General features: G+C 69.5%; 13 protein-coding genes. 4 read left to right on the top strand and 9 right to left on the bottom strand.

Going from position 1 to position 20,652, the window contains the following annotated elements; genetic code table 11:
- Window positions 1-11 precede the first annotated feature (11 nt).
- The 3 genes from OG302_RS25475 to OG302_RS25465 form a co-directional block, all read right to left on the bottom strand.
- Entirely contained in the window at window positions 12-1,172 is a 1,161-nt protein-coding gene (locus tag OG302_RS25475; RefSeq protein ID WP_371528893.1) for a glycosyltransferase, read from the bottom strand.
- Window positions 1,169-4,057, bottom strand: coding sequence for a CDP-glycerol glycerophosphotransferase family protein (locus OG302_RS25470; RefSeq protein WP_371528892.1), 2,889 nt, complete (start codon window positions 4,055-4,057; stop codon window positions 1,169-1,171). Before OG302_RS25470 ends, OG302_RS25475 begins: the two co-directional genes overlap by 4 nt.
- A 162-nt stretch (window positions 4,058-4,219) precedes the next feature.
- Complete coding sequence (locus OG302_RS25465) at window positions 4,220-9,166, bottom strand: NAD-glutamate dehydrogenase (protein WP_371528891.1); 4,947 nt, start codon at window positions 9,164-9,166, stop codon at window positions 4,220-4,222.
- Between the two features lie 516 nt (window positions 9,167-9,682).
- On the opposite strand from OG302_RS25465, the gene OG302_RS25460 reads away from it, so the two are divergent.
- Complete coding sequence (locus OG302_RS25460; protein ID WP_371528890.1) at window positions 9,683-10,249, top strand: DJ-1/PfpI family protein; 567 nt, start codon at window positions 9,683-9,685, stop codon at window positions 10,247-10,249.
- A gap of 6 nt (window positions 10,250-10,255) precedes the next feature.
- Here OG302_RS25460 and OG302_RS25455 read toward each other — a convergent pair whose 3' ends face one another.
- Both OG302_RS25455 and OG302_RS25450 read right to left on the bottom strand, forming a co-directional pair.
- Window positions 10,256-10,936: an HAD family hydrolase gene (locus OG302_RS25455; RefSeq protein WP_371528889.1), complete on the bottom strand. Its 681-nt coding sequence runs from the start codon at window positions 10,934-10,936 to the stop codon at window positions 10,256-10,258.
- A 661-nt stretch (window positions 10,937-11,597) separates the two neighbouring features.
- Entirely contained in the window at window positions 11,598-12,110 is a 513-nt protein-coding gene (locus OG302_RS25450; RefSeq protein ID WP_371528888.1) for a hypothetical protein, read from the bottom strand.
- 355 nt (window positions 12,111-12,465) lie between these two features.
- Between OG302_RS25450 and OG302_RS25445 the strand changes: the two genes are divergently transcribed.
- Entirely contained in the window at window positions 12,466-12,945 is a 480-nt protein-coding gene (locus tag OG302_RS25445; RefSeq protein WP_371528887.1) for an Rv3235 family protein, read from the top strand.
- A gap of 70 nt (window positions 12,946-13,015) precedes the next feature.
- Here OG302_RS25445 and secA read toward each other — a convergent pair whose 3' ends face one another.
- Entirely contained in the window at window positions 13,016-15,859 is a 2,844-nt protein-coding gene (gene secA / locus OG302_RS25440; RefSeq protein WP_371528886.1) for a preprotein translocase subunit SecA, read from the bottom strand.
- 223 nt (window positions 15,860-16,082) lie between these two features.
- Between secA and OG302_RS25435 the strand changes: the two genes are divergently transcribed.
- Together OG302_RS25435 and OG302_RS25430 are read left to right on the top strand one after the other, a co-directional pair.
- Complete coding sequence (locus OG302_RS25435; protein ID WP_371528885.1) at window positions 16,083-16,682, top strand: GNAT family N-acetyltransferase; 600 nt, start codon at window positions 16,083-16,085, stop codon at window positions 16,680-16,682.
- Window positions 16,683-16,743: 61 nt separating this feature from the next.
- The gene (locus OG302_RS25430; RefSeq protein ID WP_371528884.1) at window positions 16,744-17,931 is read left to right on the top strand and encodes a winged helix-turn-helix domain-containing protein; all 1,188 of its coding nucleotides are present in this window, start codon (window positions 16,744-16,746) and stop codon (window positions 17,929-17,931) included.
- Here OG302_RS25430 and OG302_RS25425 read toward each other — a convergent pair.
- From OG302_RS25425 to OG302_RS25415, 3 genes are all read right to left on the bottom strand, one after another.
- Window positions 17,924-18,667 carry a response regulator gene (locus OG302_RS25425; protein WP_371528883.1) on the bottom strand — a complete coding sequence of 248 codons (744 nt, stop codon included), beginning with the start codon at window positions 18,665-18,667 and terminating at the stop codon, window positions 17,924-17,926. The genes OG302_RS25430 and OG302_RS25425 overlap by 8 nt on opposite strands.
- Before the next feature lie 198 nt (window positions 18,668-18,865).
- Complete coding sequence (gene hpf, locus OG302_RS25420; RefSeq protein WP_371528882.1) at window positions 18,866-19,558, bottom strand: ribosome hibernation-promoting factor, HPF/YfiA family; 693 nt, start codon at window positions 19,556-19,558, stop codon at window positions 18,866-18,868.
- Between the two features lie 315 nt (window positions 19,559-19,873).
- Window positions 19,874-20,641: a ComF family protein gene (locus tag OG302_RS25415; RefSeq protein ID WP_371528881.1), complete on the bottom strand. Its 768-nt coding sequence runs from the start codon at window positions 20,639-20,641 to the stop codon at window positions 19,874-19,876.
- Window positions 20,642-20,652: the final 11 nt, after the last annotated feature.

The following is a 20,652-nucleotide window of genomic DNA, read 5'->3' as shown; positions in this document are numbered from 1 at the left end:
GCCGCCCCGCCCTACCGCTCCAGAAAGGCGAACAGCTCCTCCCAGCGCCGCACGACCTCACCCGTCGTGTAGCGCTGGATGTTCACCCTGGCCAGCTCTCCCATCCGGTCCCGCAGCTCCTTGTCGGACATCAACGTGTCCAGCCTGCGGGCCAGTTCGGCCGTGTTGCCGAGCCGCGCGAGCAGCCCGTCCACGCCGTCCTGGACGATCTCGTGCACGCCCGGCGCGCAGTCGAAGGCGGCGCACGGAACCGCGGTGGCCATCGCCTCCATCAGGGCGAGCGGGAAACCCTCGCCCCGCGACGACTGCACGAACACCGAGCCGCCCCGCAGCGCCCCCGGCACGTCGCTCGTCCGCCCCATCCACTCGACGGAGTCGTCGAGCCCGAGCGCCGTGCACTGCTTCTTGAGCATCTCCTCGTCCTCGCCGGAGCCGTAGATCCGCAGCTTCCAGTCCGGGTGCAGCGGCGCGACCTCCGCCCAGGTGTCGAGGAGCATGTCGATGCCCTTCTGGTCGTGCAGGCGGCCGATGCTCGTGACGACCTTCTCGGTGCGCCGCGAGGGCACTGCGGGCATGAACGGCAGCGGGTTCGGCATGAAGGACGCGTTGTCCAGGCCCTGTCTGATCCACAGGTCGGCGTCCTCGCGGGTCAGCGCGAGCATCCGGTCGACGCCCTGGTAGTGCTTGCGCACGCGCGGGCCGCGCGAGGACGCCCGCGAGTAGGCGAACGACTCATGGCTCATGCCGATGACCAACAGGCCGCTGGTGTCGGCCAGTTCGACCCACTCCATCGCCCACACCTGCGTGACGATGACGACGGCGCCGGGCCCGGCCTGCGCGAACAGCGCGGTCAGTTTGGCGGCCTGCTCGTGCATGCCCTGCTCGCGCCGCGTGCGCAGCCGGTGCTCGGCCACGTTGAGCCGCCCCTTGATGCCGCGCGCGGGGCCGACGCGCGGCGGGTGCTCGTCGTACAGCGTCGTGGTGGGGTAGGGCAGGTCCGTGCCGACGTCCTGCGGGACGCCGGGGTCCGTGATGCCGATGACGTGCACGCGATGGCCGCGCTCGACGAAGAGGCGGGCCATCTGGTGGGACCAACTGGTGATCCCGCCCAGTTCGTTGACGCTGTTGGAGACGAAGAAGATGTCCCGCGTCGGATCCGCTGTCTGACTCACTTGGCGCTCCAGTGCGAGAAGAACTGCTCGACGACGCTTTTGGCGGCATTTCCCCGGTCGTACTCACCGAACTCGGCCACGAACCGTGCCCGCGCAGCCGCGTACTCCAGGGCCTGCTCGTCCAGCGCCTTCAGGGCGGCGAACAGCCCGTCCTCGGTCTCGACCACCGGGCCGGGAGCCCGTTCCCGCAGGTCGAAGTAGGTGCCTCGCCCCTCGTGCACGTACTCCTCGTAGTCGTACGTGAAGAACAGCATCGGCCGGTCGAGGAGCGCGTAGTCGAACATCACGGACGAGTAGTCGGTGATCATCGCGTCGGCGAGCTCGTAGAGCGGCGTGACGTCGTGGTGCGCGGACACGTCGATGACGCGGCCCCGCACGGACGGCGGGAGGACGACGTGGTTGAGGTAGTGCGAACGCACGAGCAGCACGTACCGGTCGCCGAACTCCTCCGCGAACCTCTCGACGTCGAAGGGCAGTTCAAAGCGCCCGTGCCGACCGCCGTGCCTGCGGAACGTCGGCGCGTACAGCAGCACCCGCTTGTCCTCGGGGATGCCGAGCTCCGCCGCCAGCGGTCCGCGTGCGCGCACACCGCTCGCGTCCTCGGCCCGCTTGGCCCGCACCAGCGCGTCGTTGCGCGGATAGCCGACCCGGAGCAGCACCTTCTCCTTGAGGCGCAGGGCCTTCGCCAGCGTCCGCACGTCGTGCTCGGAGCGGATCAGGAAGCGGTCGAAGCGGTCGAGGACCCGCTGCTGCTCGTCCTGTCGCGGCTTGCTGCGCAGCTTCCACGCGGGTTCGTCGAAGCCCATGCGCTTGAGCGCCGAGCCGTGCCAGGTCTGGATGTACGTCGTCTCGGGGCGCTTGGTGAGCTTGAGCGGGTAGCTCTGGTTGTCGACCCAGAACTCGGCCTGCGCGAGGGCCCGGAGATAGGGCAGCGACCAGCGCCGCACCAGTGTCGCGTCCCTCGGGAAGCCCTCCGGACTGCCCGTGTAGGACCACACGGCGTCGAAGTCGAGGCCCTGGCGCCGCATCTCCTCGTAGATCGCCCGGGGGCTGTCGCTGTACTGCTTGCCGAGATGGCTCTCGAAGACGACCGTGCCCTTCTTCACGGGCAGGCGGCTGAACACCTCGTCGTACACGCGCAGTCTGCTCTGCCCGGAGGTGACGTCCTTGCGCAGCTTCTTGGCCCTGCGGAAGCCGGACTTGGCAAGGCGCCCCGGCACGCCCTGCGTCCCGCGGGCCACCAGGTCCTGGATCCGGCCGCTCGCCGTCTCCCGTGTGACGAGCCGGAACGCCAGGTGCCCGCGCTGCGAGACCTCGGGCTCCATGTGGTCGGCGACCAGCCGGGTCAGCCGCGGCCGCACCGGGAGCTTGCCCTCGGCAAGCCCCGGGTCGCATGCGGTGAGCCGCGTCCTGGTGCGCACGCCGTCGGCGGTGAGGTGCAGGCGCACGTCCCACACGGCGTCGACGACACCGAGCGGGCGCAGCCGCCGCGCGAGGTCGGCGGTGGCCTCCCAGACGATGACGTCACCCTCGTACCGCACGGCGGGGACCGGGAAGCGGAAGGTCTGCAGGCTGCGGCGGCGCGCGCTGAACTCCAGCTCCGCGGTGAGCGCGGAGTCCGGCCCGACGACGCCGAGCGGGTTGGTGATGCGGCCCGCCATGCGGACGGTCCCCGCCGACTCCTCGTACCGCGTCAGGACGTTGCGCAGGAACATCTGGTCGAAGCGCTTGCTGTGATAGCCGAGCTCTGTCACGTCCAGGACCCGGCGCCCGAACGGGTCGTCGAGGTGTTCGGCGCACCAGTACACGCGCCCGTCCCGCTCGGCGAGCGGCGAGGAGATCTTGTCGCGGTTGGTGAGGGTGTCGACGGCGGGCAGGAGGTTCTCCCAGTCGCCCTCCTCCAGGAGGTAGGCGCAGATGGCCTGAATGGGCTGCACCTCGTCGTAGGCGGCGCGGTCGAGCCCGCCGAGGTAGCCGCGCGCGAGCCCGGCGAACTCCTGCCGGTAGGCGGCGTCGCGGAACGGCAGGTCGCGCAGGTGGAGCACCAGGTCGTGCTTGAGGAACTTGATGTCCTTCGCGAGCCGCAGCTCGTCGAGGCCGCGCTCCGCGAGCAGCACGTCGATCCGGCGGTGGATCTCCATCCGGTGCTCGAAGTTGGTCATCTCGTGCCGCCGGTTGGTCACCGACTTCGCGGCGGCGCGCTCGTGGACGTGCCAGTAGTAGACCTGGTTGGGGATGAGGGTGATGCGCCCGGCCGCGAGGTAGGCCTCGGCGATGAACATCAGGTCCTCGTAGAACATGCCCTTGGGGAAGCGGAGGGCGTTCTCGACGAGGAAGTCGCGGCGGTAGAGCTTGTTCGTGGAGAGGGTGTCCCAGACGAACAGGTCGGGCAGCTCGGTGACGGACTCCAGGGTGCGGGTCGTGGCGTAGAGCCAGGGATACCACTGGTCGCGCTTCTTGTTGCGGGTGTCCATGGAAAGACGCACGCAGAGCCCGGAGACGATGTCGGAGCCGTCGCGCTCGGCGGCTTCGAGGAGGTTGCGGCAGGCGTTGCGCTCCAGGACGTCGTCGCTGTCGAGGAACATCACATGGGTGCCGACGGTGTGTCCGATGCCCACGTTGCGGGGTTCGCCGCCGGCGCCGCTGTTCTCCGGCAGCTGGTAGGCCCGCACCCGCTCGGGGTGCTCGGCGGCCAGGCGCCGCGCCGTCCCGTACGAGTCGTCCGTGCTGCAGTCGTCGACGATGACGACCTCGACGCCGCGCAGCGTCTGGTCGAGCACCGACTGAACGGCGGTCGGCAGCCGCTCGGCGTCGTTGTAGACGATCACCACTACGGACACATCGGGTCGCTCTTCCGGCGTCCCCCGCTCACCTATCGCTCCCATGCGTCCCTCCAGTCAGATGCCAGCTCATCCTACTAATTATCTCTAATGCCCGATTGGCGCTCTTCAGGGGGGTGTGATCGGCCTAGTCCCGATACGCGAAAGGGGCGTCCCGGGCCATCAGGCCCGGGACGCCCCATCGGCGTACGACGGATTACGCGAGGACTACGAGTGGGTCCGCAGCAGCGTCCTCATGGTCCGCATGGCGACCGACAGGTTCGCCAGGTCGAACGCGTCCGAGCTCTGGATCTCGTCCAGCGTCGTCCGCGACCGGCTCAGGATCGCCGCGTTCTTCTCCTCCCAGGCCTTGAAGCGCTGCTCGGGAGTGTCCTCGCCGTTCCCGGCGGCCAGCACGTCGGCCGTCAGGGCGGCGTGCGCCGCGTACAGGTCCTCGCGGATCGACGCACGCGCCATCGACTGCCAGCGGTCGGCCCGCGGCAGCTCGATGATGCGGTCCATGAGCTGGGTGATCCGCAGCCGGTCGGCGAGGTCGTAGTAGACCTCGGCGACCGCCATCGGGTCCTTGTCCGTACGGTCGGCGATCGCGACGATGTCGAGCGACGGGAAGGCCGAGGAGAACCCGGCCACGCGCTGGGCGAGTTCGTCGGGGACACCGACGCCCGTCAGCTCGTCGCGGATGCTCTGGTACCACTCCTGATCGGAGCCGCGCAGCAGCTTCGGCAGCTCGGTCCAGACCTCGGCGACTCCCTCACGGAAGAAGTCGATGGTCTCGGCGAGCTGGAGCGGCTGCGGCCGGTTGTTGAGCAGCCAGCGCGTGCCGCGCTCGACGAGGCGGCGCGAGTGCAGCCGGATGCGCGTCTGGACATCGGCGGCCACCACGTTGTCGAGTGCCTCGACCGCGTCCCAGACCTTGCTCAGACCGAAGATCTCGCGGGCCGCGAGCTGCGCCCGCACGATCTCCTCGAGCGAGGCTCCCGTCTCCTCGCGGAGGCGGTGCAGGAACGTCGAACCACCCGTGTTCACCGTGTCGTTGACCAACACCGTGGTGATGATCTCGCGGCGCAGCGCGTGCCCGTCGACCTGCTCGGGGAACTTCTCCCGCAGGGCCTCGGGGAAGTACGCGTGCAGCAGCCCGCGCAGGTAGTCGTCGTCCGGCAGCGTCGTCTGGATCAGCTCGTCGGCGGCCGTGATCTTCGTGTACGCGAGGAGCACGGCGAGCTCGGGCTGGCTGAGCCCGCGGCCCGAGCTCAGGAGCTCACGGATCTGCCGGTCGGTCGGCAGGAACTCCAGACCGCGGTCCAGGTGGCCGTCACGGCCCAGGCGGCGCATGAAGCGCTGGTGGGCGTGGAGCAGGGACGGCGACTGGAAGACCGCGTTCGACAGGGCGGTGTTCTGCGCGTAGTTGTTGCGCAGGACCAGGGTGCCGACCTCGTCCGTCATCGCGGCGAGGAACTTGTTGCGCTGCTTGACGGTCATGTCGCCGTTCGCGACGACCGCGTTGAGCAGGATCTTGATGTTCACCTCGTGGTCGGAGGTGTCCACGCCCGCGCTGTTGTCGATGGCGTCGGTGTTGATGTGCCCGCCGGACCGCGCGAACTCGATGCGGCCGAGCTGCGTCAGACCGAGGTTGCCGCCCTCGCCGACGACCTTGACGCGCAGGTCGGCGCCGTTGACGCGGATCGCGTCGTTCGCCTTGTCGCCGACGTCGCTGTTCGACTCGGCCGACGACTTCACGTACGTACCGATGCCGCCGTTCCACAGCAGGTCCACCGGGGCCTGCAGGATCGCCTTCATCAGGTCGGCCGGGGTCATCTTCGCGACGCCCGTCTCGATGCCGAGTGCCTCGCGGATGTGGGCGTTGAGCTGGATCGCCTTGGCGCTGCGGGGGAAGATCCCGCCGCCCGCGGAGAGCAGCTCCTTGTTGTAGTCGGCCCAGGAGCTGCGCGGCAGCTCGAAGAGACGACGGCGCTCCGCGTAGGAGGTCGCGGCGTCCGGCCGCGGGTCGATGAAGATGTGCCGGTGGTCGAAGGCGGCCACCAGGCGGATGTGCTCGGAGAGCAGCATGCCGTTGCCGAACACGTCACCGGACATGTCGCCGACGCCGACGACCGTGAAGTCCTCGGACTGGGTGTCGGTGCCCAGCTCCCGGAAGTGCCGCTTGACGGACTCCCAGGCGCCACGGGCGGTGATGCCCATGCCCTTGTGGTCGTACCCGGCGGAACCGCCGGACGCGAAGGCGTCACCGAGCCAGAAGTTGTAGGACTCGGCGACCTCGTTCGCGATGTCCGAGAACGTCGCGGTGCCCTTGTCGGCGGCGACCACGAGGTACGTGTCGTCCTCGTCGTGGCGCACGACGTCCGCGGGCGGCACGACCTCACCGGCGACGAGATTGTCGGTGATGTCGAGCAGCGCCGAGATGAACGTCTTGTAGCAGGCCACGCCCTCGGCCAGCCACGCGTCACGGTCCACGGACGGGTCGGGCAGCTGCTTGGCGACGAAGCCGCCCTTGGCGCCGACGGGCACGATGACGGTGTTCTTCACCATCTGCGCCTTGACCAGGCCGAGGATCTCGGTGCGGAAGTCCTCACGCCGGTCGGACCAGCGCAGACCACCGCGGGCGACCTTGCCGAAGCGCAGGTGGACACCCTCGACGCGCGGCGAGTACACCCAGATCTCGTACGCCGGACGCGGCGCGGGAAGGTCGGGGATGGCCTGCGGGTCGAACTTCATGGAGACGTAGGTGTGCGGCTTGCCGCCCTCCGCCTCCTGGAAGAAGTTCGTGCGCAGCGTCGCCTTGATGACGGTGAGGAAGGACCGCAGGATCCGGTCCTCGTCCAGGGACGCGACCTGGTCGAGCGCCCCGTCGAGCTCTTCGAGGAGCCCGTCGGTCAGCTCGGTTCCGGCGCGCTGGCGGTCCGGGGACATCCGCGCCTCGAAGAGCGAGACGAGAAGGCGGGTGGTGTGGACGTTGTTGCGGAGGGTGTCCTCCATGTAGTCCTGGCTGAAGGTGGAGCCCGCCTGGCGCAGGTACTTGGCGTAGGCGCGGAGCACCATCGCCTGACGCCAGTTGAGCCCGGCCCGCAGGACCAGCGAGTTGAAGCCGTCGACCTCGGCCTCGCCCGTCCAGGCGGCGGCGAAGGCTTCCTGGAAGCGCTCGCGGCCGTCGTCGCCCAAGTAGTCGCCGTTGCCGTTCTGCGGCTTGGGCATGCGAAGCCCGAAGTCGTAGATCCAGGCGTTCGTACGGTCCGTGCAGCGCAGCTCGTAGGGCCGCTCGTCGGTGACCTCGACGCCCAGGCGCTGGAGGACCGGCAGGACCGCGGAGAGGGAGACCTGGCCGCCCGAGCGGTAGATCTTGAAGCGGCGCTCGCCGGGGGCGGCGCCCACCGGCTCGTACAGGCTGAGCGCGAAGTCCTCGCGCCCGTGCTTGAGCTGCTCCAGGTGCTGGAGGTCGGCGACGGCGGCACGCGGCGTGTGGTCCGCCTTGTAGCCCTCGGGGAAGGCGCCCGAGTAGCGGCGAAGCAGCTCGGCGGCGCGCTCCTCGCCGCACTCGGCGGTCAGCGCCTCGGCGAAGCCGTCGGCCCAGGAGCGGGCGGCCTCCACGAGGCGTGCCTCGATGCGGTCGGTGTCGGCGTCGGTGAGCTGCGGAAGCCCGCCGCCCGGCGCGACACGGACCACGAAGTGCAGCCGGGAGAGGATCGACTCGGTGTTCCAGGCGGTGAAGTCGACGCTGTCGCCGCCGAGCTCCTCCTTGAGGATGTCGATGATCCGCAGCCGCACGCCGGTGGTGTAGCGGTCACGCGGCAGGTAGACCAGGGCCGAGTAGTAGCGGCCGTACTCGTCCTTGCGCAGGTACAGCCGCAGCCTGCGGCGCTCCTGGAGGTAGAGGACGGACGTGACGATGGACCGCAGCTCGTCGGGCGGGGTCTGGAAGAGCTCGTCGCGCGGGTACGTCTCCAGGATCTGCAGCAGGTCGCGGCCGTCGTGGCTGTTGGGCGAGAAGCCCGCGCCCTTGAGGACTTCCTGGACCTTGCGCCGGATGACCGGCACGCGGCGCACGGACTCGGTGTACGCGGCGGACGAGAAGAGGCCGAGGAAGCGGCGCTCCCCGATGACGTTGCCGTCGGCGTCGAACTTCTTCACGCCCACGTAGTCGAGGTAGCTGGGCCGGTGCACGGTGGCACGGCTGTTGGCCTTGGTGAGCACCAGGAGCTTGTGCTCACGGGCCTTCGCGCGCGCGTCCGCGGGCAGCCGGCTGAAGGAGGGGCTGACCGGATGGTCCTCCTCCCCGTCGTGCTGCGGGTCGGCGCGCAGGATGCCGAGGCCGGTGCCGGGCACCGCGGAGAGCGAGTCGTCGTCCGTCAGGACGTACTCACGGAAGCCGAGGAAGGTGAAGTGGTTGTCGGCGAGCCAGCGAAGGAGCTCGCGGGCCTCGTCGACCTCCTGGTCGCGCAGGTCGTCCGCGGTCGGCTCGGTGGGGAGCTCATCGGCGATGCGCAGCGCGGCGTCGCGCATCTTCTCCCAGTCCTCGACGGTCTCGCGTACGTCGGAGAGGACCCTGATCAGATCGGCGCTGATCTGCTTCAGGTCCGCGCGGTCGGTCTCGCGGTCGGTCTCGACGTGGATCCAGGACTCGGTGACCGCGTCGTGCGGGCGCTCCGTGCCGGGGTCGGTGAGGACCTCCAGGAGCTTGCCGGTCAGGTCCCGTCGTACGACGACCTGGGGGTGGATGACGACATGGATGCCGCGGCCCTGCCGCGAGAGCTCATTGGTGACCGAATCGACCAGGAAAGGCATGTCGTCCGTGACCACCTCGACGACGGTGTGGCTGCACGTCCAGCCGTTCTCCTCGACGGTCGGGGTGTGCACACGGACGTTGGCCGTGCCCTGGGGGCGGTTCTCGGCCAGCCGGTAGTGGGAGAAGGCTGCTCCGAAGACGTCGACCGGGTCACGGTCGGCGAGGTCCTCCGGGGCGGTGTGCAGGTAGTAGCGCTGGAGGAACGCAAGGGCCATGTCCTCGTCAGGAGTGGCCCCGTCGCCCTTCGACCCGGTCGGTGCCCCATTCGGTAGGCGGCCACCGACCGGGCTGTTCTCAGCTACCCGGGCCGCCCTGGTGAGCAGCTCGGCTTTGGCTTCGTCCAGCTTGGTCTGCATTGTCCTCTGACTCCTGTCGCGCGCCGTTGCGTGACGTAGAAGGAAGTGATTCGACGTAACGCCACGACGCGGGGTCTCCGGTCGAAGTCGACGTTATGCCGCGGGGAAAGATGGGCGGGCGGTTATTCGCCATTTTCAGCGGTTTCGCTGACCGATGGCCGGGATGTGTTGGCCGGCCGCACCGCCAAGAAGCGTCAGCGACGTCCCGGGCACGGATGTCCTCCGTGTTCCCCGGGCGCAGGGCGGGGGCGTACACGCCCCCGCGGGATATCGCGCTGATCACGGGTCAAGGCTATCGCCCTCCACCCGGGAGCCGTCATGAGCCGTATGTGTACAAAAGCAGGGGTGGAACTTTGACACTCTGCACAGAGACTTTCGCGCCATCTGTCGGCGACGGATCCCCTCGGCGGACCGGTGGACCCCCTTGGCAAACCGGACGGGCGGATGCACGTTGAGCGGGACGGACGGACAGCACGCGACGGACGGACCCGGTCCACGAGTGGGGAGCGAGCACCGATGGCAGCGAAGATCCTGATAGTGACCGGCGACGCGGCGGAGTCACTCGAAGTCCTCTACCCCTACCAGCGGCTGCGCGAGGAGGGGTACGACGTCCACATCGCCGCCCCCGCCCGCAAGAAGCTGCAGTTCGTGGTGCACGACTTCGAGCCGGGCTTCGACACGTTCACGGAGAAGCCCGGCTACACCTGGCCCGCGGACCTCGCCTTCTCCGAAGTCGATCCCGGCCAGTACGCCGCTCTGGTGATCCCGGGCGGCCGGGCCCCGGAGTATCTGCGCAACGACCCGGAGCTCCGCAAGATCCTCAAGTCGTTCTTCGACTCGGACAAGCCGGTCGCCCAGATCTGCCACGGCCCGCTCCTGACCGCGGCGATCGGCGGCCTGAGCGGTCGCAGGGTCACGGCGTACCCGGCCCTGGAGCTGGACATGCAGACGGCGGGCGCGACGTTCCAGGACTCGGAGGTGGTGGTCGACGGCACCCTGGTCTCGGCCCGCGCCTGGCCGGACCACTCGGGCTGGATGAGGGAGTTCCTGACGGTGCTACGAGCGAAGGCCCCGGTGACGTAGAGGCACCTAGGCAGCAGCCAACCGCTCGGCCACGTCCACGGCCTCGGCGAGACTGTCGACCACAGGAACCTCCACCCCCACCGCCTCCAGGCTGGCCCTGCTGTGGGACCCGCCGGTGTAGAGGACGGCCTGCGCCCCCACGTGCGCCGCGGCGACGGCATCATCGACGGCGTCCCCGATGACGACGATGCGCTCGGCTGCGGCGATGCCCTCCAGAGCGGCCAGGTGCCGCACCATCCGCTCGGCCTTGCCCGCGTGCGAGGTGTCCGTGCGCCCGTCGATGCGCACGAAGTGCTCCTCGATCCCGTGCCGCCGCACGATCGGCACCAGGTGCTCGTGCGGCGCGAGCGAGAGCAACGACTGCGTACGTCCGGCCGCGCGCCGCTCCGCGAGCAGTTCGGCGGCGCCGTCGGCGAGACCGCAGGCCTCGGCACGCGCCCAGTAGTGCTTGTGGAACACGGCGTCCATGACCTGCCACTCGGCGTCCGTGGGCAGCCGCCCCATCAACCGCTCGTAGAAGAGCGGGACGGGCACGCAGTACAGGTCGCGATACCGCTCCAGCGTGATCGGGTCCAGCCCGATCTCCGCGAACGAGGCGTTCGTCGACTCGATCACCGCATGAATGTCATGCAGAAGCGTGCCGTTCCAGTCCCACACGATATGCGCCCCGCGCTGCAACGTCCCCATACCAAAACGGTACCCGCCCCCTCCTACCCCCCACTCCAAAACCCCCGCCCCCGACAAGCAGGGCCAGTCCCTCCCACCTTCCCCCGGAGAGCGCCCTCCGCCCGAACAAGCCTTTCCCGCCCACCCACCCGATTGCCCCGCAGCACCCCTGCACGAACAACCGAGAAGCAGCCGCCCTACGCACGCGAGGGGACGTGCCGGCATGTCCGCCCGGAGCACGGCTCGCGGCACTCCGGTGGCGAAGTAGGTGGGCGGCCACCGGACGATAGCGAGGACGGACATACCGGCACGGCACCGCACCCACACCCGGTAGACCCCGCAGCCCACACGCACCCGCAGCCGGCAACGCTCGCGAGGGGACGTGGCGGTATGTCCGCCCGGAGCACGGCTCGCGGCACTCCGGTGGCGAAGTAGGTGGGCGGCCACCGGACGATAGCGAGGACGGACATACCGGCGCGGCCCCGCACCCCAAGACGGACGACACCGCACCGGCAAACACCCGCAGTCGGCAGCGAACGCAAGGGGACGTGCTGGTATGTCCGCACGGCTCGCGGCACCGGCACCGCACCGCACCCACACCCGGACAGCCCCGCACCGCCCGAAGCCGCACCCGCACCCGCACCCGCACCCCGCAGAACCGCCCCAGCCCCGCAGGGACCCCTCAGCCGATCAGCCCCGGAATCTCCTGCGTCGCGAACCACAGCAGCTCGTGCTCCTCGACCCCCTCCACAGCGAACCGCGCGTCCTCGTCCCCCTGATCCGCGGCCCCCATAGCCTCCGCCCCCGCAGCGACATCCCCCTCCGCGTCCTGCGCATCCACATGCACGGCCGCGACCTTCTTCAACCCCAGCACCCCGGCAACCCGCACCTCACCGAGCCCATCCGAAGCCGCACCCGAAGCCGAAGCCTCGCCCCCCTCCAGCCCCCCGTCCGGCACATCCGCAGCCAGCACGACCCGCCGCCGAACCGCCCCCGAGTCCCCCGCGATCAGCCGCAGCGAGGCAAGAGCCGCCCGACTCAGGGCGGCGTACTCCAGCTCCTCCATGTCATCCGTGGCGTACCACTCACGCAGAGCGGGCGTCACCGCATAGGCCGTCAGCGGACCCGGCGCCAGCTCGCCCGCCTTGTACGCCTCGGCGAGACGGCTCAGGGTCAGGGGAACGTAGACGCGCATGACGGCCCGCTTTCACAGTCGGAACAACAGAATCGGCAGGGCTCATCGAAGGGCCCGCAGGGGAACGGAACAGGCCCCAGAATACGTGCGGACGTCCCCCTTCGAGCTGCGCCCCACACCCACCCCCCACGTCACCCCCCGCACCCGCCCTTCACCCGGCCCACCCCAACGCCCCCAAGGAATCCCGCACCCCCGACCACCCGGATAGGTGACTCCTCCGGCCCCCACCCCCCACACCCGCGGCCCCTTGCGACCACCACCCCGCTCCCCGTACAAGATCTCCGACGGAAGTTACTCCCCGGTACCACCACGACCGGGACACCGAAGCCGGAGGCGACACGGCATGCACAAGGTGATGACCAAGGTAATGACCAGGCCCCGCACCCGCCCGGTGACCACCCGCCCACCGGCCCGCACGGACCCCCGCCGCCCCTCGGCGGCCCGCACCCCCTCGGCGGCCCGCACGGCACCACGCACCCCCGTGCGCCCCGTCAGGACCCCGCCCCAGCCCCCTCCGCACCCCACGGAGCTCTTCACGGAGCGCCTGCTCCTGGTGCTCAGCGGCCAGAAGCCGGTCCACTGGGCGGCACGCCACATCGCCCACACCGCCTTCGACGACCTGACCCGCCTCGCCGAGCAGACCCCCCTGAACGTGAACGGCCGGCGCCCCACGATCCACCGGATCGGCCACTACGAACCACGCCCCGGCGTCTACGAGGTCTTCGCGAGGATCGGCGCGGGCCCGGCCCTCAGGGCCCTGGCGTTCCGCCTGCACCTGGGCGAGGACCAGCGCTGGCGCTGCACGGCGGTGGAGGTCGGCAACCGGACCCCGTGACAACGCGAAGGGCCGGGCACACCCCGTGCCCGGCCCACGTCAACCAACACTGCAAAAGCTCAGCGCAGCGCTACTTCTTACGGCGACGCCCACCCTTCTGAGCCTTGCGCCGCTCCGCCCGCGTCATCCCGTCCGACTCCGACCGCACACCCGCGTCCTCGGTCTCGAAGTCCCCTTCGTCGACCCCGCCCTCGGCGTTCGGCGCCTGGAAGTGGAGACGGTCGGGCCGCTGCGGGGCGTCGAGCCCCTTGGCGCGGATCTCGGGACGGCCACCGCCCGCAGGCACGGCGTCCTTCTTCTGGAGGGAAGCCCCGCCCTCGGCCGAGTCCGTCACCGGAACCTCCTCGACCTGCTGCTCGACCTGGACCTCCAGGTTGAACAGGTAGCCGACGGACTCTTCCTTGATGCCGTCCATCATGGCGTTGAACATGTCGAAGCCCTCGCGCTGGTACTCGACCAGCGGGTCCTTCTGCGCCATGGCACGGAGGCCGATGCCCTCCTGGAGATAGTCCATCTCGTAGAGGTGCTCGCGCCACTTGCGGTCGAGCACCGAGAGGACGACCCGCCGCTCCAGCTCACGCATGATCTCGGAGCCGAGCTGCTCCTCACGCGCCTCGTACTGCTGGTGGATGTCGTCCTTGATGGAATCGGAGATGAACTCGGCGGTCAGACCGGCGCGGTCACCCGCGTCCTCCTCCAGCTCCTCGACGGTGACCTTCACCGGGTAGAGCTGCTTGAAGGCGCCCCACAGCCGGTCCAGGTCCCACTCCTCGGCGAAGCCCTCGGCGGTCTCCGCCGCGATGTACGCGTCGATCGTGTCGTCCATGAAGTGCGTGACCTGCTCCTCGAGGTTCTCACCCTCCAGGACCCGGCGACGCTCGCCGTAGATGACCTCGCGCTGCCGGTTGAGGACCTCGTCGTACTTCAGGACGTTCTTGCGCGTCTCGAAGTTCTGCTGCTCGACCTGCGACTGGGCGGACGCGATCGCGCGCGTCACCATCTTGTTCTCGATCGGCACGTCGTCCGGGACGTTCGCCATGGCCATCACGCGCTCGACCATCTGCGCCTTGAAGAGACGCATCAGGTCGTCGCCGAGCGAGAGGTAGAACCGGGACTCGCCGGGGTCGCCCTGGCGGCCGGAACGACCGCGCAGCTGGTTGTCGATGCGCCGCGACTCGTGGCGCTCGGTGCCCAGGACGTACAGCCCACCGAGTTCCTTGACCTCCTCGAACTCCGCCTTCACGGAACGCTCGGCCTTCTCCATGGCGGCGGGCAGTGCCGCGGCCCACTCCTCGACGTGCTCGACGGGGTCGAGGCCGCGCTGGCGCAGCTCCGCCTCGGCGAGGTCGTCGGGGTTGCCGCCGAGCTTGATGTCCGTGCCTCGTCCGGCCATGTTCGTGGCGACGGTGACGGCGCCCTTGCGGCCGGCCTGGGCGATGATCGGCGCCTCACGGTCGTGCTGCTTGGCGTTCAGGACCTCGTGCTGCACCCCGCGCTTGGAGAGCTGCTGGGAGAGGTACTCCGACTTCTCGACGGAGGTCGTGCCGACCAGGATCGGCTGGCCCTGCTCGTGCTTCTCGGCGATGTCGTCGACGACGGCGGCGAACTTGGCGACCTCGGTGCGGTAGATCAGGTCCGACTGGTCGGCGCGGACCATGGGCCGGTTCGTCGGGATCGGCACGACGCCCAGCTTGTAGATCTGGTGGAACTCGGCGGCCTCGGTCATGGCCGTACCGGTCATGCCGCAGAGGCCGGAGACTTCCTTGCCGTCGTGGTCGTGGCGCTTGTAGAGGCGGAAGAAGTTCTGAAGGGTGATCGTGGCCAAGGTCTGGTTCTCGTCCTTGATGTCCACCCCTTCCTTCGCCTCGATCGCCTGGTGCATGCCCTCGTTGTAGCGGCGGCCGGCGAGGATACGGCCGGTGTGCTCGTCGACGATCATGACTTCGCCGTCGATGACGACGTAGTCCTTGTCCTTCTTGAAGAGTTCCTTGGCCTTGATGGCGTTGTTGAGATAACCCACCAGCGGCGTGTTCACCGACTCGTACAGGTTGTCGATGCCCAGCCAGTCCTCGACCTTGGAGACACCGGACTCGTGGATGGCGACGGTGCGCTTCTTCTCGTCGACCTCGTAGTCGCCGGTCTCCTCGATGCCCTTGAGCTGGTTGCCGGGCTCGCCCTTGGTGAGGCGGGTGACCAACTTGGCGAAGTCGCCGTACCACTTGGTGGCCTGGTCGGCGGGGCCGGAGATGATCAGCGGCGTACGGGCCTCGTCCACCAGGATCGAGTCGACCTCGTCGACGATCGCGAAGTTGTGGCCGCGCTGCACCAGTTCGTCCTTCGACCACGCCATGTTGTCGCGCAGGTAGTCGAATCCGAACTCGTTGTTCGTGCCGTACGTGATGTCGCAGTTGTACTGCTCGCGGCGCTGAGCCGGCGTCATGTTGGCGATGATGCAGCCGACGGACAGACCGAGGAACTTGTGGACGCGGCCCATCATCTCGGAGTCGCGCTCGGCCAGGTAGTCGTTGACCGTGATCAGGTGCACGCCCTTGCCCGACAGGGCGTTCAGGTAAGCGGGGAGCGTGCCGACGAGGGTCTTGCCCTCACCCGTCTTCATCTCGGCGACATAGCCGAGGTGCAGCGCTGCGCCGCCCATCATCTGGACGTCGTAGTGCCGCTGGCCGAGGACGCGCTTGGCGGCTTCACGCACCGTGGCGAAGGCCTCGGGGAGGAGGTCGTCAAGGGTCTCGCCGTCGGCGTAACGCTCCTTGTACTCCTCGGTCAGGGCGCGCAGCTCGGCGTCGGAGAGGCTGACGAAGTCCTCTTCGATGGACTTGACCTGGTCCGCGATGCGGTGCAGCTTGCGCAGGATCTTGCCTTCGCCTGCACGCATGATCTTCGAGAGGACGGACACGAGGGTTGGTCTCCTTGCCGGTCGGGCCTGGCATGGTCGGTTTACTCATAGGGCAACGGCCATCGTAAGCGAGGAGCGGGCCGCGCCGGGAGGTCTGCCGATACGTCAACGGACGGGGGGCCTGGAAGGTGCCGGGTTGTGCCGGTCGGCGCTCGGCGAAATGCGGGTGAATGCTCGGCGGAAAACACTGGCCCGTGGAGCCCGGCCCCCGCAGAATCACCGGATGGAGCCCGTCACTCTCACCACCGAACGCCTGATCCTGCGCACTTTCACGCCCGCCGACACCGACGAGACGTACGAAGCCTGCCAGGACCCCGACATCCAGCGCTGGACCACGATCCCCTCGCCCTACGCGCGCACGGACGCGGAAGGCTTCGTCACGCGCATGGTGCCGGACGGCTGGCGCCACGACACGGAGTACACCTTCGCGGTACGTCCCCGGGGCGGCGGCCCCCTGATCGCCGCCGCCAGCCTCCACCACCCGCGCTCGGGCGCCTGGGAGGTCGGCTTCTGGACGGCGAAGGAGCACCGGGGCAGCGGCTATATGACGGAGATCGTCCTCGCCCTGGCCAGGTGGGCCTTCACCGACCTGGGCTGCAACCGCCTGGAGTGGCGCGCCGAGGTCGGCAACACCGGATCGCGCGCGGTGGTGGAGAAGGCGGGCTTCACCTTCGAGGGCACCCTGCGCGGCGCCCTCCTGAACAAGGCCACGCTCCGTGACTGCTGGGTGGGCGCCCTGCTGCCCGGCGACATCGGCCTGTCGTCGATCCAGCCGTACCTGCCCGCGAGAGACGTGCAGGCAGCCCGCGACGGCAAGGGCTGAGGTCCGCCCCGGCCGGACGGATCCGGCGGCGTTGTCAGTGCCGCCAACTATCGTTTCCGGCATGACGAGCCTGCCGCGCCCCGCCATCGACCTGTCCGCCGACGAGGCCCGCCGCATCGCGCTCCGCGCCCAGGGATTCCTGGGCGCGCCGGACCGCAGGTCCGGTGTGCGGGGCGTGCTGCGGCATCTCGGCGCGGTCCAGCTCGACACGATCTCGGTCCTCGCCCGCTCCCACGAGCTCATTCCGTACGCCCGTCTCGGCGCCGTCGGCCGCGACCGGATCGAGGCGGCGTACTGGGACGGGGCGTCCGGCACCGGCCCCGCCCGGCCGCACGCCTTCGAATACTGGTCGCACGCCGCGTGCATCCTGCCCATCGAGGAGTGGCCGCACTTCGCCTTCCGGCGCCGCGCCTACCGCACCCGCCCGCACTGGCACCACGACCTGCCGGACGGTGCGTACGACACGGTCATCAAGCAGCTCACCGCCGAAGGCCCCCTCACGGCGACGGAGTTGGGCGGCGCGAAGAACAAGGGCGAGTGGTGGGACTGGTCGGACGCGAAGGTCGCCGTCGAGCGGGCGCTGATGTACGGCGAGGTGGTCTGCACCGAACGGCGCAGCTGGAAGCGGGTGTACGACCTCGCGGAGCGCGCGATCCCCGAGACGCTGCTCCATGACGACCTGGACGACGGGGAGTGCCTGCGCCGTCTGGTCCGCCTGGCGGGCCAGGCCCTGGGCGTCGGCACGCGCGCGGACATCGCGGACTATCACCGCCTCAAGGGCGAGCAGTTCGACGCGGTGGTCGCGGACTCGGGCCTGGTCCCGGTGACGGTGGAGGGCTGGGACAAGCCCGCCTGGGCCGACCCCGCGGCCCTGGCGACGGCCCCGCGCGGCCGCCACCGCACGACGCTCCTCTCGCCCTTCGACTCCCTGATCTGGGAGCGGGCCCGCACGGAGCGGATCTTCGGCTTCACCCACCGCCTGGAGGCCTACGTCCCCAAGCCGAAGCGTATCCACGGCTATTTCGCGATGCCGGTCCTGGCCGGGGGCCGGCTGGTCGGCCGCGTTGACCCCGCCCGCGACGGCAGCACGCTGGTCGCCAAGCAGGTGTCACTGGACGGCCCCAGGTCCGTGCCCGCGGTGGCCCAGGCCCTGCGTGAAGCGGCGACCTGGGTGAACTGCGATTCCGTACGGGTGGAGCGCGTGGACCGTCCCGAGCTGACCGCCGAGCTGGTCCGCGCCCTCACCTGATCTCGAGGATCTTCTCCCGCATCGCGTAGACGACCGCTTCCATCCTGGAGTGCAGCTGCAGCTTCTCCAGGATGTTGCGCACGTGGTTCTTCACGGTGTTCTCGGAGATGAACAGTTCCTTCGCGATGTCGCGGTTGTTCATGCCCGTGGCGACGAGCTTCAGCACCTCGAGCTCGCGGTCGGTCAGCCGCGGCGCGGGCACCAGTCTGCGCTCGTCGGTGCGCTGGATCATCGACTTGAACTCGGTGAGCAGTTTCGACGCCATGGACGGGCTGATCTGCGACTGCCCGTCGGCCACCGCGCGAATCGCCGTGGCCACCTCGTCCGTGGAGATCTCCTTGAGGAGATAGCCCGTGGCGCCCGCCTTGATCGCGTCGTAGAGGTCGGCCTCCTCGTCGCTGATCGTCAGCATGATGATCTTCGCGCTCGGCGCGACCTCCTTGATGGAGGTGCACGCCTCGATGCCGCCGCGTTTGGGCATGCGTACGTCCATGAGGACGATGTCCGGCAGCAGGTCGGCTGCCTTGTCCACCGCCTCGGCGCCGTCGCCCGCCTCCCCGACCACCTGGATGTCCTCCTCGGCCGCGAGGACGATCTCCAGGCCCCGGCGGAAGAGCGCGTGGTCATCCACCACAAGGACCCGGATGGGCTCCTTGCGTGGTGCGCCCGTGTCCGTGCCGATGCCGATGCCGTCGTCGTCGTCGGCATCCCGCATCGGTCCGAAGCTGTCCGCCATCGTTCCCTCCCCCTGAAGGCCATGGCCCTTTGTGCGTCCGCTGCCGCCAACCGGAGGCAGCAGCACACCGGTTGGCCGGCTCCGCCCATGATTTCATGCCCGGACCGCCGCGCGGTGCCCGCAGGGGTCGCATGATGATGCCCCTGGGGGCGCACACGCGCTCCAGGGGCATCATCTCGGACCTCCGCCGACCTGGGGTCAGCCGCCGAGGGCACCGCCGCCGCCGGCGGACTCGGCCCGCGCGACCATGGGGTCGGTGTTGAGGCGGATGACGCCGTAGTCATAGGCGTGGCGCCGGTAGACGACACTCGGTTCCTTCGACTCCGAGTCGACGAACAAGTAGAAGTCGTGCCCGACGAGTTCCATCTCGTAGAGCGCCTGGTCGAGCGTCATCGGGGCTGCCACGTGGCTCTTCTCGCGAACCACGAGGGGGCCTTCGCCCTGGATCTCCAGTGAGCCGATCCGCTTGACGGGCACGCCGTCCGGCTCTTCCTCCCGCACGAGCGAGCCGTCCCCGTTGAGAGTGGCCGCGTCCGGCACCCGCTCGGCCACCTCGGCGGCGGAGAGCCTGCCGGTGCCGCGCCGGTTGTGGCGCTTCTCGTGCTGCTTGCGCAGCCGTGCGTCGAGCTTGGCGGTGGCCAGGTCGAGCGCCGCGTACGGATCGGTTGCCGATGCCTCCGCGCGGATCACGGGTCCACGTCCGCGGAGTGTGATCTCCACGCGGTCGGAACGGTCGGCCTGCCGCGGGTTGGCTTCCTTGGACACCTCGACGTCGAGGCTGATCACCTTGCCGTCGAGCTTCTGGATCTTCTCCAGGTTCAGCTTCTCGGCCACGTGCTTGCGGAACCGCTCGGGCACCTCGGTCTTGCGGCCCTTGACGACGATGTCCACGCAGAACTCCGTTCCCGGATCGCTCCGCTTCGGCGGCGGAGCATCTCCCTTTTGCACCAGGCCCCGGTGACTCCCGGAGCCTCGGACTCGGTGACTTCCACCTCCTCCTCCCCCGCGAACAAGATCTCCACCCCGACCGGCCCGGGTGATTGCGAAAAACCCGGCGACCGGCATTCCGATATGCGAGGGTCGGCGTCCGCCATTCCTCACAACCGAACATATCTCGCCCGGACGGATGTCGTCACCCTCTACCGCCGCATACCTCCATTCAGGTGCATTGACCCTCTCACTACCTGCAACGATGCAAGTTCCCAGTCAGTTCCGGTTTATTCCGAAAGAATCCGGTGAGGAGGCAACAACAGCTGCGGTGATCGTGTTCTCACAGGTAATTTCACGGGCTGTTACCAAAGAGGTCTGCCCTTTACTTTCCGTGCGTACGTCACGTATTGCGCGCGCCGCCTCCGCCAAAGTCGCGCCCGTCGTCATCAGGTCGTCCACGATCACGACCCGCCCACCGGCGACGAGCCGCCCACCGCCGGCGGTCACCTCCAGGGCTCCCCGCAGATTCGCCTGCCGCTGACGGGAGTTGAGCCCCGCCTGGTCGGCCACGGCACGCCGGTGGCGCAGCACGCCGAGCACCCGGGCCCGCACACCGCCCCGCCGCAGCTCACCCGCCGCGGCCAGCGCGATCCGCCGTACCGGATCGTGCCCTCGCGCCCGCACGGCCGCGCGAGCCGACGGCACGGGCACCAGCAGTACCGGAGCGTCACCACCGCCCCGAGCGGCATCGTCCGGCAGCCCGGCACGCACCGCCCCGGCCAGCACCGCGCCCAGCGGCACCGCGAGTCCCAGAGCGCCCCGTTCCTTGTGCGCGAGCAGCACCGCCCGCACCGAGTTCCCGTACGGAGCCGCCGCATGCACCACCGGCAGCCCCGGCGGCCGGGGATCAGGGCTCACCCGGCACGGCACGGCCCCGCACAGGGCCTCGCGGCACTGGGCGCAGAGCGCCGCACGAGGCCTGCCACAGCCTCCGCACTCGGCCGGCAGCACCAGATCGGTGAGGTCCTGCCACCACCCCGGCATGCCCACCACTG

It is taken from the genome of Streptomyces sp. NBC_01283 (assembly GCF_041435335.1).
Lineage (GTDB): Bacteria > Actinomycetota > Actinomycetes > Streptomycetales > Streptomycetaceae > Streptomyces.
This window is presented reverse-complemented; position numbering and strand designations above follow the sequence as displayed.

What these genes read in the sequence shown, in the direction of transcription:
- OG302_RS25435 (WP_371528885.1), top strand. Translation starts at nt 16,083, where the DNA reads ATGGAGCCCGTCACTCTCACCACCGAACGCCTGATCCTGCGCACTTTC.
- OG302_RS25455 (WP_371528889.1), bottom strand. Translation starts at nt 10,936, where the DNA reads ATGGGGACGTTGCAGCGCGGGGCGCATATCGTGTGGGACTGGAACGGC.
- OG302_RS25465 (WP_371528891.1), bottom strand. Translation starts at nt 9,166, where the DNA reads ATGCAGACCAAGCTGGACGAAGCCAAAGCCGAGCTGCTCACCAGGGCG.
- OG302_RS25470 (WP_371528892.1), bottom strand. Translation starts at nt 4,057, where the DNA reads ATGGGAGCGATAGGTGAGCGGGGGACGCCGGAAGAGCGACCCGATGTG.
- OG302_RS25445 (WP_371528887.1), top strand. Translation starts at nt 12,466, where the DNA reads ATGACCAAGGTAATGACCAGGCCCCGCACCCGCCCGGTGACCACCCGC.
- OG302_RS25425 (WP_371528883.1), bottom strand. Translation starts at nt 18,667, where the DNA reads ATGGCGGACAGCTTCGGACCGATGCGGGATGCCGACGACGACGACGGC.
- OG302_RS25430 (WP_371528884.1), top strand. Translation starts at nt 16,744, where the DNA reads ATGACGAGCCTGCCGCGCCCCGCCATCGACCTGTCCGCCGACGAGGCC.
- OG302_RS25450 (WP_371528888.1), bottom strand. Translation starts at nt 12,110, where the DNA reads ATGCGCGTCTACGTTCCCCTGACCCTGAGCCGTCTCGCCGAGGCGTAC.
- OG302_RS25415 (WP_371528881.1), bottom strand. Translation starts at nt 20,641, where the DNA reads ATGCCGGGGTGGTGGCAGGACCTCACCGATCTGGTGCTGCCGGCCGAG.
- OG302_RS25460 (WP_371528890.1), top strand. Translation starts at nt 9,683, where the DNA reads ATGGCAGCGAAGATCCTGATAGTGACCGGCGACGCGGCGGAGTCACTC.